Genomic DNA, 14,721 nt, shown 5'->3' with positions numbered 1-14,721 from the left:
ATTATCGAATGCCGTGCATCATTTTTTTCAAGAAAGGTGTTAATGAAAATAAAATTACCGCTGCAAGTCCCGTCAATATTACAAATACCATAAAGAATTCGAATAAATTGTGGATTTCAAATCCTGCAAAAATGGGATTATGATCACTAATTTGATTGGTCGCCAAAAGTTTTAATTGGTCAGCAGTTGGAATGATTTTTTTATCTAATATTGCCTGCAAGTCAATTCCCAGCTCTTTTGCTTTGTTAAATTTGTCTCCTGTTGATGGCAAGATAGATCCTAAAGTTCCCGCCAAAGCGTAACCAGAAGCATTCGACAAGAAAAACACACCATATAACAATGAGGAAAAACGCTTTGGCGAAAGCTTTCCTACCAATGACAAACCTATTGGCGACAAGCACAACTCAGCACAAGTTTGTATTAAGTATAACAAGATTAACCATTTTATGGCGAGTAAACCATTATTTCCCAAATCCTTAACATTATAAGCAATAATGAAATAACTCATTGCAATTAAAGCCAAGCCAACTGCTTGTTTTACTGGAGAAATAGGTTCTTTTCCCTTTGATCGTAGTCTATCCCACAACATACTAAATGGAACTGCAAAAATTACAACAAATAATCCATTGAAAATCTGAACCATCGAAGCAGGCATTTGCCAGCCAAACATAAAAGTTCTATCCGTTTGATTATCGGCTATAAACGTAAGAGAAGAACCCGCTTGTTCGAATGCTGCCCAAAAGAAAATGATGAAAAAGGACACAATATAAATTACGATTATCCGGTCTCTCTCGACTTTTGTCAAAGAGCTATCCGACAAGATTAGTCCCGCCAATGTAATGCCGCTTGCATAAATGATTGGATAAATAATTGTTTTTACAACATTGGTGCCATCCACCGAAAAATGGAAAGCAAAATACAATCCGATAAAACTTATTACTGCCACAACCAATGATTTTGGGGTAAATACAGCATTTTGGGATTCCCCTACTTCAAAATCAGAAGCCGTATTTTTAGAAGGCAATCCACCTAATGGTCTCCCTTCTGGAGTAACAACGTATTTGTTTTTTAGAAAGTAAAAGACCAAAGTCCCAAGAAGCATTGCTATTGAAGCCGCCAAAAACCCCCATTTAAAAGCGTAAATATCTCTAACTCCTCCGTGGTCTTTCACGTCTCCAAGAATTGGACAAATAAATTGCCCTAAAAAAGCCCCTAAATTAATTCCCATATAGAAAATGGTAAAGGCTGTATCTAGTTTGCTTTTTTCTTGTGCAGGATACAAACTTCCTACCATACTAGAAATATTTGGCTTGAAAAATCCGTTTCCAAAAACGATAATTCCCAAGGCAGAATACATTATGGTCGTGGCCAAATTCAGATTGCTCGGAAAAACGCTTGCGCTTGCAAATAATAACATTTGCCCGATGGCCATCATACCACCACCAATTAAAATACAATTTCTATTTCCAAAAAAACGGTCGGCAATGAACCCTCCCAACATTGGGGTCAAATAACACAATCCCAGAAAGCCTCCATAAATTAAGGATGCATCTTCCTCTTTCATCAATAAAGAATTCACGAGGAAAAGAGTCAACAGGGCCCGCATTCCATAAAAATTGAAACGTTCCCACATTTCTGTTCCAAATAACACCCAAAGTCCTTTTGGATGTGCTGCTTTTACTTGAGTTTCCGACATATTATTTATTTTGGTTAATGGTTTATGTTATAAATTATTTTTGATAAAATTAGTCATTTTATTGTACAATTGAATTCTTGTTTTTCCGCCATAAATTCCGTGATTTTTATCAGGATATATTTGGGAATCAAATTGTTTGTTCGCCTGAATCAAGGCTTCCATCATTTGCATCGAATTTTGCACATGAACATTATCATCTCCTGAACCATGAATTAACAAAAATTTTCCTTTTAACTTATCAACAAAATTTATGGGTGAATTATCGTCATAACCTTTTGGGTTTTCTTGTGGGGTCTGCATATATCTTTCGGTATATATAGTGTCATAAAAACGCCAGTTGGTTACTGGCGCAACGGCAATAGCCATTTTGAAAACATCATTTCCTTTCAAAATACAGTTACTTGACATAAAACCACCATAAGACCAACCCCAAATTCCGATTCGAGATTTATCTACATAAGGATAATTTCCTAGTACTTTGGCGGCATCAATCTGATCTTCGACTTCATATTTTCCTAGTTCTTTATAGGTTACTTTTTTAAAGGCTGCCCCTTTATAACCCGTTCCACGACCGTCAACACAGGCCACAATATAGCCTTGCTGGGCGAGCATCATAAACCAATACTCATTAGAACTTCCCCATTGATTAACAACTTGTTGTGACCCTGGCCCAGAATATTGAATCATAAAAACGGGATATTTTTTATTTGGATCGAAATCCTTTGGTTTCATTATCCAAGCGTTTAATTCATTGCCTTTTTCCGTTTTCATCACAAAAAATTCTTTTTGTGGCAAATTATACCCCTTTAATTTTTCAGCTAAAACATTGTTATTTACTATTTCCTGAACTTGTTTTCCATCTTTTGAATTGTTTAAAGTATAAGAAGTTGGAATAGTGGCATTTGAATAAGTATTGATAAAATAATTAAAATCTGGACTGAAAGTAGCCTCATTATGTCCAACTTGATGTGACAATTTCACTTTCTTTTTCCCATCTAATCTTATTTTATAAACGTCTCTTACTGTAGAACCGTTTTCTGTTGATTGATAAAAAACAGTATTCGTTTTCTCGTCCAAACCATAATATTCGGTTACTTCCCAATTGCCTTTGGTTACCTGGTTTATTAGTTTTCCAAATTTGTCATAGTGAAAAATATGATTAAAGCCGTCTTTCTCGGAAGTCCAAATAAAACTGTTGTCTTTTAGAAAAGTCAAGTTATCCGTGTCCACAAAATCGATATACGATTTGTCTTTTTCATTCAAAACCACCTTTGTGGCAGCAGTTGTTCCGTCAACCAACAACAAATCCAGATTATCCTGATGGCGATTCAATATTTTTGCAGACAAAACATTGGCATCATTTGTCCATTCAATTCTTGGAATGTAAAAATCATTGTACTGGCTTAAATTTACTTCTTTTGTAGCTTTTGTATCGACATTGTACAAATGCAGGGAAACTATGGAGTTCTTTTCACCTGCTTTGGGATATTTGAACGTTTCTATTGTTGGATACAGATTTTTTTCAAAAATCGACATTGAAAATTCAGGAACCTGAGTTTCGTCAAATCGAATATAGCCTATTTTTTTACTGTCCTTGCTCCAATCAAAAGCTCTCACAAATGAAAATTCTTCTTCATAAACCCAATCCGTGATCCCATTGATTATGGCATTTTTCTTCCCATCGGTCGTGATTTGACTGTTTGTATTTGAAGTTATATCATAAACAAAAAGGTTGTTTTCCTTGACATAAGCAATCTTTTTTCCGTCGGGCGAAAAAGTGGGTTCTTGTACTTGTTCCAAAACTTTGGTCAATTCTTTCGAAACCATATCGAAAAGAAAATAATCGGCATTAAAGGAGTGGCGGTAGATCTGATTCGTGTTATTGGCAATCAAAATCTTTTTTTCGTCTGAACTGAAAGTATAACTATCAATTCCTCCCAATAATTTAGACTGATTTTTAGTATCTATTAAAGTCGTCACTTTTTTCAGGGTTGCAAAATCGAATAAATCAATTTGCATACTTGCGGAACCTTCGTCAACATTCAAGACGGTATATTGATTGGTGTTTTTCATTGACCGCAGTTCGTCCATTCTTTTAGCAGTAAATTCGCCGTTATAAATGGCTTCGATGGTAATTTTTTGTTGTCCGAAAACATTCGTAAACAACAATAAAAGAAAGAGGGTAATTTTAGTTGAATTCATATGAAGATAATAATTGTTTTTTTAAAGGAATATGTAATTCGCATATATCTTGACGGCGTTTGATCCGCATTTCTGCTATACTCATTTCATGAAATTTTATTAAATATAAAAGAGGTCAATTTTAGTGAAAATTTTACAATTATTTCACATTTAAACTGTTAAATGTTAAAAATAATATTAAACTTACATTTTTATTGAACAACCTAACATTAGCAAACAAAACAGCTAAATCTGTATCTTTGCAAAACATCATCCCATAATCAATTGAGAATGAATAACGCTGTTGCCGGATTTTCTAAATTATCCAAAGAAGAAAAAATAAACTGGATTGCCAAAGAATACTTTTCTAATCCTAAAGAGGCTATTTCAATACTTAAAAAATATTGGAATTCCGATAGAAAAATACAGAAATTACACGATGAATTCATCGAAAACACGATAAGCAATTTTTATATTCCGCTTGGTGTTGCACCTAATTTTCTGATTAACGGAAAATATAGCAGTATTCCGATGGCGATTGAGGAAAGTTCCGTTGTTGCCGCTGCGTCAAAAGCAGCCAAATTCTGGTCCACTCGCGGCGGGTTTAAAGCCAATGTTATCAATACCGAGAAGATAGGACAAGTACATTTTATTTTCAAAGGAGACGAATCGAAACTCGCTTTATTTTTTGCCCAAACCAAAACTCATTTTTTTGCCAATACCGAAAGCATTACAAAAAATATGCAAAAACGTGGTGGTGGAATTCAGGATATTGTTCTAAAAGATAAAACCAATTTATTGCCCAATTATTTTCAATTGCATGCTACTTTTGAAACTAAAGATTCAATGGGCGCTAATTTCATCAATTCATGTTTGGAGCAATTTTCAAAAACACTAAAAGAAGAAGCATTAGCTTATAGCTTATTTTCAGAAGAAGAAAAAAACATTGAAGTCGTGATGAGCATTCTCTCGAATTATGTTCCCAATTGCATTGTTCGTGCCGAAGTTTCTTGCCATGTTGATGACTTGGTCGAAAAACACATTCCGAATCCCAAAGCATTTACCGAGCGCTTCATTCAGTCTGTCAAAATCGCCGAAGTGGAACCTTTTCGAGCTGTAACCCACAACAAAGGAATTATGAACGGAATTGATGCCGTTGTGCTTGCGACCGGCAATGATTTTCGTGCGGTTGAAGCCGGCATTCACGCTTATGCTTCCCGAAACGGAAGTTATTCGAGTTTGTCACACGCCAAAATCGAAAATGACATCTTTACTTTTTGGTTGGAAGTTCCTTTGGCCTTAGGAACTGTTGGCGGTTTAACTTCCTTGCATCCTTTGGTAAAACTATCCTTGGAAATGCTGGAAAATCCATCGGCGAAGGAGTTGATGCAATTTGTGGCAGTTGCCGGTTTGGCACAAAATTTTGCCGCTTTGCGTTCATTAACCACAACAGGAATTCAGGATGGCCATATGAAAATGCACTTGAACAATATTCTGAATCAATTTGAAGCCAACGATGATGAACGGGTTTTGATTCGGAAACATTTCAAGCATCACGTGGTTTCGCATAGTGCTGTTGTTGAATATATAGAAACTTTAAGAAGGCTGGTTTAGAAATTGGCGACAGATTAACGCAGATTTTATTTAAAATTAATTTAGTCGTTCAAAAAAAATTGTGGCTTTGCGCCTTCGTAACAAGACTTATGAAAAAAGAATTTTACAGTAACGGAAAACTACTAATCACAGGAGAATATCTAGTTCTTGACGGTGCCAATGGTTTTGCTTTACCAACCAAATTTGGTCAAAACCTGATTGTTGAAAAAGGAAAAAACCAAGAAATAAAATGGAGCAGTTTTGATGCCGATGGCAGCATTTGGTTTGAAGACACTTTTTCGTTTGCGGATATTTCGAATAAAATAATCACCAAAAAATTAGCTGTAAGAAACACGTTGATAGAAATCCTGCACGAAGGGTATTTATTAAATTCTGATTTTCTCAATCAAGCCGAAGGTTATTCTGTTACGACTCAACTTACTTTTTCCAGAAATTGGGGTTTAGGAACCTCATCAACCTTGATTAACAATATTGCGCAATGGTTACAGATTGACGCCTTTGTTTTACTTAACAATAGTTTTGGTGGCAGCGGATACGATATTGCCTGTGCTCAAAATGACAGCCCTATTTTGTATCATTTGGACAATGACAAACCAATAATCGAAAAAGTAAATTTCAAGCCTGAATTCACCAAAAACCTCTATTTTGTTTATCTGGACAAAAAGCAAAACAGCAAAGCTTCCATAGCCGTTTATTATAAGAATAAAAACAAAGATTTAGCGCAAGACATTGCCAAAAACAATAAAATAACTTCAGCAATATTGAATGCAAAAACCCTAGCTGAATTTTCCTTTGCATTAGAAAAACATGAAGCCGAAATGAGTTCCATCCTAGAAATGCAAACCGCGAAAGAGTCCTTGTTTCCTGATTTTGATGGGGTAATAAAAAGTCTTGGTGCTTGGGGAGGAGATTTTGTAATGGTCGTTTCAAAAGAAAATCCCAAAGAATATTTTAAAGAAAAAGGTTTTAGGATCATCATTCCTTTTCACGAAATGATTCTATAAAATAAAAAATCCCGATTGCTCGGGATTTTTTATATTTAATACGACTTGAATTTAGTAATTAAAGTCTTTTCTGTTGTCTTTAATTTTAGCGATATCTTTTAAAGCAGGAATCACTCTGTTGAAATCTCCAGCGCTTTGTGCTTTTAATTTAGCTACAAAAGCAGTATGGACTTTCAAGACTGGTGCTTTCGCAACACTTATATTTTTTACCACATAAACTCCAGTGTTTCCTTCGATTGGAGCAGAAAGTTGGTTGGCAGCCAATGCAAATGCATTTCCTACCACTTTAGGCTCCTGACCCACACCACCTGTTAAAACAGGATTTTCCATTGTTACGCCAGCTGCTTGCTGAACTGGAGCTCCGATGGCTTTTGAAATGGTCTCTAATGAACTTCCCGTCATTTTAGCTTTAATCAATTCTGCTTTTTTCTTGTTTTTAAGAATTGGCTCAATATAAGATCTTACCATATCAACAGGCATCAACCCTTCTTTGTTTACATTGGTCACTTTTGCAATAACGTGACCTAAATTAGCCACTTCAAATCTTTTTACAGCACCAAGATCTGTACCGCTTTCGAATGCCCATCTTACGATATTTCTTTGGTTACCCAATGGCCCAAAGGCTTCGTCCATTACTTTTACAGTTACCGGAGTGGCGATTGTAAGTTTCATTGCTGCAGCCGCTTTATCAAAATCTTTTTCAGTTGCATCAATTTCAAATTTGGTCGCTTCTGTAAATACTTTGTCTGAAGTTGCTTCTGAAGCTTCAATTTTTTGGGCTATAGTTGCTAAGCGAATTCCGTCTTGTTTATCGGTTACTTTAATGATATGAAAACCAAAGGGTGTTTCTACCAATCCAATTTTTCCGACAGGATTGCTGAAAACAAAATCGTTAAAAGGTTTCACCATTTGGTTTGGACCAAAATAACCTAAATCACCACCTTGTTGAGCTGATTGATCGTCAGAATTGGTGAAAGCTAACATCAAGAAACTATCCGGATTTGCATTTACCTGAGCTAAAATAGCTTCTGCTTTTGCTTTTGCCTGTTCTTTGGTTCTTTTTTCTTTTTGATTTGGAACCTGAGTGCCTTCATAGCTAATTAGGATGTGACTTGCTTTTGCATTCACTCCTACTTTTCTACCCAATGATTTAGAAAGGCAATAGTATTTTCCGAAAACATAAGGACCATAAATTTCGCCCGGAGCTAAGTTGTATAATTTATCAGCATCAGCAGCCGGCAAATCTTTTTTAGCAACATAAGTCGAATCGTAAGGAACATCTGAATTTGAATTTACAAATTCGATAGTATTTGTTGCTGCTTTGAATCCAGGTAAAGTGTCATTTTTCTTTGTAGTTGCGTTATAAACTACACTTCCTGACAACAATCCATTTATTTTAGCTTTCACTTCGGCTTCATCTTCCGGAGAAGCTTTGTCTTCAATCAAAACATATTTTAATTCACGAGATTCGTCTGCTTTGTATTTTTTCTCATTCTTTTTCATAAAAGTGACAATCTCATCATCAGAAACTTTTACTTCGCTGTCTTTTATGGTAGAATATAATCCGGCAACATAAGCAAAGTTCACTTTGTTCGTTTCCATTTCATATTTCAATTTTCCTTCGCTATCCGTCGTATAAGTACCGGCTTTTATCAAAGTTGCATAGATTTGATATTTTGCGTTAAGCTCAGCATCTTTTTCTCTGTCTTTTAAATATTGAGCCTGTTCCGGATTCGATTTGAAATATTCTCTGAATTTTGCTTCATCAAAAACTCCGGCTGAATTCAAAAATATTGGGTTTTTTCCAATGTTTTGATCCGATTTCAAGACTTCCATAATGTGTTTTGGGCCAACTCTCAATCCTAGTTTTTCAAATTCAGAAGTTAGCAAAGCTATAGAAACCTCTTGGTCCCAAACTCTGTTTGCCGCAGCTGTTGAAGTAACTCCTTGTTGACTTTTCTCTAGATTACTTACTTTTACTCTAAATTCTTCAAAAGAAATATCTTTTCCATTGATGCTTCCCACATCTTTTGAACTTTTACCAAAATTTCCTTTCTTAAAAAGATCTCCTGCTATAAAAGCAAATAATGCTAGTGCAATAACTACTATCATTAAAGCGGAACGTTGTCTAATTTTTGCTAAAACTGCCATTTTTATGTGATTGATTTTTATATTCAGTTTGCGAAAATACAATTATCTAATTAATAATTATACTAGTCGCCTTATAAATTGCAAGAAATTTTGATTTCCCAAAAAAAATCAATCTTTTATTGTCATTTTGACCAATTCAATTTTCTTGTTTGTGGCTTCTTCGATTATAAAATGATAGATTCCAATGGTGATTACATCGCCTTTTTGTGGGATTTCTTTAGTAGAATCTACAATGAAACCGCCCAAAGTTCCGTAAGAATCACTTTCGGGAATGTTGAGTTTGTAGGTTTGGTTCAAATACTCTACATCCAATCGTGCAGAAAAAACATAAATTCCGTCTCCTAGTTCTTTTTCGGTCAATTCTTCGTCTGAATCATGTTCGTCTTCAATTTCGCCAAAAAGCTCTTCGACAATATCTTCAATAGTTATTAACCCTGAAGTTCCACCGTATTCATCCAGCACCACTGCCACACTTTTGCGCTTTTTGGTAAGCAAATCCATTGCGTCTTTTATGTAAATTGTTTCGGGAACAAATTCCACGGGAATTACAATTGATTTGATATTCTTGGGTTTCTTGAACAAATCAAAGGAATGCACGTAACCAATGATATCATCGAGTGAATTTTGATAGACCACAATCTTAGAATAACCGGTTTCAATAAACAAATTTTTTAATTCAGTTACCGAATCAAATAAATCAATTGCAACGATTTCTGTTCTTGGGCTCATGATGTCTCTGGCTTTCACTCCTGAAAAGTCCAACGCATTTTGAAACATTTGTATTTCAGAATCCATTTCTTGGTTATCTTCCACCGTGCTCATTTGTTCTGTAATATAATTTCCAAGTTCTGCTTTACTAAAATAGAGCGGCACTTGATCGCCTTCGGTTTTGAAAAATTTTATTAGAACAAAATCAGAAACCCAGATAAAAAAAGTGGAAATAAAATAGAATAATAAATAAAAAGCATAAGCCGGAAGCGCAAAAAACTTTATTAATGAATTGGCATAAATTTGAAAGAAAACCTTAGGCAAAAACTCGGCGGTTACTAAAACAATTAGGGTTGATATCAGCGTTTGAATCAACAAACTTAATAATTCCGAAAAATGAAAGCCCAATAATTCTATCCAGCGCATCAATAAATCGCCCATAAAAAAACCATAAACCACCAAGGCTATATTGTTTCCAATGAGCATGGCTGCGATAAATTTTGAAGGCTTTTCGGTAAGTTTTGTAAGGATGTTAGAGATGAAACTATCCTGTTTTTTCTCTATTTCGAGGTAAATTTTATTGGAGGAAATAAAGGCTATTTCCATTCCAGAGAAAAAGGCACATAGTATTAGACACAATATTATAATACTAATTTCCATAATTAGGGTTTATTTCGATCTTCGAGTTTCTTTGCAAATCTTTTTCTGAAGAAAAACATGAATATGGCCAAAGCTCCTATAAAAAGACTAATTTTTGGCGTTGCTGCCGGATCATTCCATTTAGCAATCCCATCATATATAAATGCAGCTCCAAGAATAAGATAAAGGTATGGTGTGTATTTTAAGTATTGCATAATTTGAATGTAAATTTATTCATTTGATTCGAGTTCGCCGGCTATTCTTTGTGAATTAATAATTTTGAAATCTTTACTGAAATCGATCCCCTGTCCGCTTGAAACTCCTTTTGGGTCTGTAAATTTAAAGCTTTTTTCGGTAAAAAACCATTCGTTTTTTTGATCGAAATACAATTGTTGGGTTTCGAGTATTTGCCCATCCTGCGAAGTGATTTTCACATTTCCTTTCAAATCAATAAGATTTGTCAGTTTGTAAGAAGTGGCATAATCAGATTTCACATAAGTTTTTTTGCCATTTTTGTCATATAAAGTAACATCAATGCCTTTTGGAAATTCCGTAAACGGAAAATCAACACTGGCATATTCCAACATTTTTGGACTCATTAAAACGACTTGTATGCGACCTGAATCCGTATATTTTAAGTTGATATTTTCGGCTTCACCACTTGGCACAAACTCAGTAAAATTACTTTTTTGAACTTCTTTAAAATTACTTTCACACCCAAAAAACAGTGTCACGGCAAAAACCGTGACAACTTGAAGAATTGGGTATTTTTTTAGTAAAGTCATTTGTTGAACTTGACAACGTTAAGGTATAATTACAAAAAATTATTTTTGAATATTAATAGAATTTACTTTTCACAAACCATTTATCATTCAGCGAAATACCTATATTTATTTTGAAATAATTTTCCTGAACCAAATTATTTGATGTGGTTCCTTTTTTTCCCAATTCGAAACCTAAATTTACATTAGACAAAGAACCTTTTATTGGCAATCCCAATCCAAAGGTCACCCCGACGTCGTTTATAGAAGTTGAATTCACCACTAATCCTGTTTTTTCATATTTAACCCCACCTCTATAAGTGATTCTTTTAAAATAGTTTACAAAAGGATTTGGGTTAGGCGTGAAGTATCCCCCAAAACTATATTTTTGATATTTTTCATACGAAACGTTGTCTAAGGTATTATAGCTATTGTATAATTTCCCAGCGCCCTGAAAGGAAATTTCAGATCCAAAAAACCATCTTTTTGAATCTCCAATTCCGGCTCCAAAAGTCCATTTTTGCGGTAAATTCAAATCGGTTTTAGTAACAACGGGTTCTAATGCATCAACTCCCTGTACTTCGTAGTTTGAATCAAAATTCACTGTGCCGATAGTTCTGGTATTATCAGATACCAAAATACTTTTTGGTGTATAATATAAACTACTGAAAATCGTCGTTTTTTTATTGATTTTGTACTGATACATTGTTCCAATGTTAAAGTTCACACCCGACAAATCAGTAACATTCAATTCACGAGATCCTATTGGGACATAAGGGAAAAACTCCAAACTATTAGTTTGAATTTTTCCAAAATTATAATAGACATTTGCCCCAACGCTTAAATTAGGAAGTATTCTATATCCTGCACCAAAGAAAACTCTATTCAAACCACCCGAACCATTAAAACGTTTGTTGTTTTGGGAACCATCAGTAGAAATATTTTCAATCCTATAACCCACTGAAGAGTAGGGCAATATTCCAAAAGCAGCACCAAATTTTCCTAAAGGTATACCTAATGATAAATAATCAAATGTGCTTCTTTGTTCAGATGCTGATGAAGTACTAGATTTTTGTTTTGTATGACTATTACTTCCGGCGGTCGTAAATGCAGTCCATTTTAAATTTGCATAACCAGCAGGGTTTTGTAAATTAATGTGGATACTATCCGGAGCTACTGATAATCCGGCCATAGAGCGACTTTCAACCGATCCATTAAATCTGGACTCTCCAATTCCATAAAAAGAATAAGGCGATGAAGTACCCTCTTGGGAAAAAGAAACTAATGACAAAAATAAACAAGCACTTATTAAAATTTTATTAATCATTTTTAATTTTATATTGAAATGTTTGGTTCAAACTTTCGAGAAGGAAATTTGAATTGGCAAATATGGTATTTTTTAATCGTTTAGCCAAAAATTCTGTGTCTCCACCCGTTAAAATTATTATAAAGTTTGAAAATTGTGCCTTATATTGATTAATAAAACCGTCTATTTCACAAACTAAGCCATTTACTACACCAGAATGAATGGATTCAGAAGTTGATTTTGCTGTAAAATGTTTGGGATTTTCCAAAGTCAGCAAGGGTAGTTTTGCAGTATAATTATGCAAAGCTTCGTATCTTAATCGCAATCCCGGAGAAATTGCTCCGCCAAGATAATTATCATTTTCATCGATAAAATCATAGGTCACACAAGTTCCGGCATCAATCACCAACCTATTCTGACTGGGAAACTGAAGTGTTGCGCCAGCAGCAAGGACCATTCGGTCAATTCCTAAGGTTTGCGGCGTTTCATAACAATTAACAAACGGAAATGAGTCTTTATGTGAAACAAAATGAATATTTACGGAGCTTTCAAAGCTTATAAAAGCTTGTTTTTCGACATCTGAAACGGATGACACGACTAAATGAGAGATTTTTTTGTACTTATTTAAAATATTTTGAATGCTTTTTTCGAGCTCTGTTTTCATAAAAACAAAGACCTCTAAAAGGATAGTTCCCTCAAATACAGCGGCTTTAATTCTGGTATTCCCAACATCGACAGCTAGAATCATAATTTTAATTTAACGCTGCGAAGTTACGAATAGATTTTTTTTAATAATTGTTTTGTATAAATTAAAAATCATTCTATATTTGCACCCGCAATAGCAAGGTACCTTAGCTCAGATGGTAGAGCAATGGACTGAAAATCCATGTGTCCCTGGTTCGATCCCTGGAGGTACCACTTTAAAAAACCCTAATCACTTATCAATTAAGTAGTTAGGGATTTTTTATTTCAAATTTGTACGATTACTGTACGGTAAAATCCTTTTGTACTGTAGTGATTGTTTAAAACCTGTCTACAATTGAATACAATCCTTTACGATTAATTTTAGCTGATAAATTCCATTCTTGATACAAAGGTAACATTTCACAATAAACATCGTTATAAGGCTTTGCAAAGCCTTGTTTTATCATAATTTCGTTTAATATCCTACCATCTTTTAGAACTAAATAACCCAAATACCTTCCGTATTTGTCCAAAGTATTATTTTCCTCTTGTATTAAAGTACATATTTCATCTAAATTGACATTAGTTTTTAAAAATTCTAATGATTGATAACCTAATTTTATTAATAATGATGCTGGCATTTGAAGTTCATTTTCATCGTTTTTTACTTTTTTACAATAATTCATTTCAGGCGCATCAATTCCGTATAATCTAATTTCAAATTCCTTTTTTGTTATAAAATCTTCAACGATCAAACCGTCACCATCAGTAAATTTTTTAGTTTTCAGAAGAATATTTTTTGTTATTGTCATAATTACTTTAAATCGCCTTGTATTGCTTTATTTATGTTGTTGCTTGTCAATTGTTTAGAGTGTAAATTTACAATAAAATTGTATAATTACTAAAACAAACAACAAATGGCAAGACAGAAAGGACATATTAAATATGTCGGGACGTTAGGTGAAGTTCGTCACTTCAAAATTAAAGGTAACGAAGGTTACTTTGCAGGTCTAAAAGGTGGGCCAACAGCGGAACAAGTAAAAACTGCCCCAGGTTTCATTCGTACTCGTGAGAATATGAGTGAGTTTACAGCTTGTGCAAATGCTGGAAAGTCTGTTAGAATTGGTTTATCATCATTGATGAAACAAATGTCAGATAGTCAATTGACTGGGCGACTTACAGCAATTATGAAAAAAATCAATATTGAGGATGGTTCAGAAGCTAGAGGGCAAAGAGCAGTTTTAGTATCACAACAACCACAGTATTTAAAAGGTTTGGATTTCAATCGTAACATTTCATTTAATGGAGTATTTAATGCGCCATCAACATTAACTGGTACAGTTGATAGAAACGAAAGTACATTTAGTATTCCAGAATTTAATCCTATCACCAATATGAATATTCCTTCTGGAGCTTCACATTTCAGGATTATCAATGCATTATCTGTTGTTTCGGATACTATATATAATCCTACTACTGGATCTTATGAGCCTGCTGAACCTTCTTTAAATGAAGTGTCAAATATCGCTTACTCGGATTATACTTCCGTAAATGAAGTAACATCATTAATCGAAGTAACTGCTTCTTTGCCTGGTGCTCCAACATTAACAGCCAATGTTGCAGTTTTGGGTAGTATTGGAATAGAATTTTATCAGATTGTTGGTTCCAATTATTACTTATTCAATGCCGGAAATGCATTAAAAATCCAAGAAGTTTTCTAAAAACACCATCAGTTTACAATATTGCAAAGTCAACCCTTTCGAAATGAGGGCGCTGAAAAACATCGCTTATTTTGATTAGCGTCGTTTTTTAGACGATAAAAAACGCTTGTAACAGGATTTTAAACATCCGTTATAAGCTTTTTTCTTTATATAACTTTTTTTATTGTAGGTTGTATCAGTCGATTTTTGACTTGTATAGGTTCATTTTGTATAATGCGCTTGTAAATTGCATTTCCTATATTAATTTCAGTATTCT

Annotated in this window: 12 protein-coding genes and 1 tRNA gene; 4 read left to right on the top strand and 9 right to left on the bottom strand. The window is 34.2% G+C overall.

The features are described 5' to 3' along the window. Position 1: 1 nt before the first annotated feature. Positions 2–1,696, bottom strand: a complete 1,695-nt coding sequence (locus IR213_RS04720) for a peptide MFS transporter (RefSeq protein WP_194311161.1) — start codon at positions 1,694–1,696, stop codon at positions 2–4. A gap of 27 nt (positions 1,697–1,723) precedes the next feature. Then, positions 1,724–3,898 (bottom strand): S9 family peptidase, encoded by a 2,175-nt coding sequence (locus IR213_RS04715; protein ID WP_194311160.1) that lies wholly within the window; start codon positions 3,896–3,898, stop codon positions 1,724–1,726. Between the two features lie 231 nt (positions 3,899–4,129). On the opposite strand from IR213_RS04715, the gene IR213_RS04710 reads away from it, so the two are divergent. Both IR213_RS04710 and IR213_RS04705 read left to right on the top strand, forming a co-directional pair. Then, positions 4,130–5,491: a hydroxymethylglutaryl-CoA reductase, degradative gene (locus IR213_RS04710; RefSeq protein WP_228479093.1), complete on the top strand. Its 1,362-nt coding sequence runs from the start codon at positions 4,130–4,132 to the stop codon at positions 5,489–5,491. 89 nt (positions 5,492–5,580) lie between these two features. Further along, positions 5,581–6,495, top strand: a complete 915-nt coding sequence (locus tag IR213_RS04705; protein ID WP_194311158.1) for a GYDIA family GHMP kinase — start codon at positions 5,581–5,583, stop codon at positions 6,493–6,495. Positions 6,496–6,546: 51 nt separating this feature from the next. On the opposite strand, the gene IR213_RS04700 is transcribed toward IR213_RS04705, so the two are convergent. The 6 genes from IR213_RS04700 to IR213_RS04675 all read right to left on the bottom strand — a co-directional run bounded on the left by IR213_RS04700 (position 6,547) and on the right by IR213_RS04675 (position 12,808). After that, positions 6,547–8,646, bottom strand: coding sequence for a peptidylprolyl isomerase (locus IR213_RS04700; protein ID WP_194311157.1), 2,100 nt, complete (start codon positions 8,644–8,646; stop codon positions 6,547–6,549). Between the two features lie 108 nt (positions 8,647–8,754). Then, positions 8,755–10,014, bottom strand: a complete 1,260-nt coding sequence (locus tag IR213_RS04695) for a hemolysin family protein (RefSeq protein WP_194311156.1) — start codon at positions 10,012–10,014, stop codon at positions 8,755–8,757. 2 nt (positions 10,015–10,016) lie between these two features. Beyond that, positions 10,017–10,208, bottom strand: coding sequence for a hypothetical protein (locus tag IR213_RS04690; RefSeq protein WP_194311155.1), 192 nt, complete (start codon positions 10,206–10,208; stop codon positions 10,017–10,019). A gap of 15 nt (positions 10,209–10,223) precedes the next feature. After that, on the bottom strand, positions 10,224–10,778 hold the full coding sequence (gene lptC, locus IR213_RS04685) for an LPS export ABC transporter periplasmic protein LptC (RefSeq protein ID WP_194311154.1): 555 nt from the start codon (positions 10,776–10,778) through the stop codon (positions 10,224–10,226). Positions 10,779–10,830: 52 nt separating this feature from the next. Beyond that, a complete protein-coding gene (locus tag IR213_RS04680) occupies positions 10,831–12,081 on the bottom strand; it encodes a hypothetical protein (protein WP_194311153.1) in 1,251 nt (416 codons plus the stop codon). Next, entirely contained in the window at positions 12,074–12,808 is a 735-nt protein-coding gene (locus IR213_RS04675) for a type III pantothenate kinase (RefSeq protein WP_194311152.1), read from the bottom strand. The genes IR213_RS04680 and IR213_RS04675 overlap by 8 nt, the downstream gene beginning before the upstream one ends. Positions 12,809–12,905: 97 nt before the next feature. Here IR213_RS04675 and IR213_RS04670 point away from each other — a divergent pair. After that, positions 12,906–12,978: transfer RNA gene (locus tag IR213_RS04670), tRNA-Phe, on the top strand. Between the two features lie 104 nt (positions 12,979–13,082). Here IR213_RS04670 and IR213_RS04665 read toward each other — a convergent pair. After that, on the bottom strand, positions 13,083–13,556 hold the full coding sequence (locus IR213_RS04665; protein WP_194311151.1) for a thermonuclease family protein: 474 nt from the start codon (positions 13,554–13,556) through the stop codon (positions 13,083–13,085). A 105-nt stretch (positions 13,557–13,661) separates the two neighbouring features. On the opposite strand from IR213_RS04665, the gene IR213_RS04660 reads away from it, so the two are divergent. Beyond that, complete coding sequence (locus IR213_RS04660; protein ID WP_194311150.1) at positions 13,662–14,465, top strand: hypothetical protein; 804 nt, start codon at positions 13,662–13,664, stop codon at positions 14,463–14,465. Positions 14,466–14,721: the final 256 nt, after the last annotated feature.

The organism is Flavobacterium soyangense (assembly GCF_015277675.1).
Classification (GTDB): Bacteria; Bacteroidota; Bacteroidia; order Flavobacteriales; family Flavobacteriaceae; genus Flavobacterium; species Flavobacterium soyangense.
This window is presented reverse-complemented; position numbering and strand designations above follow the sequence as displayed.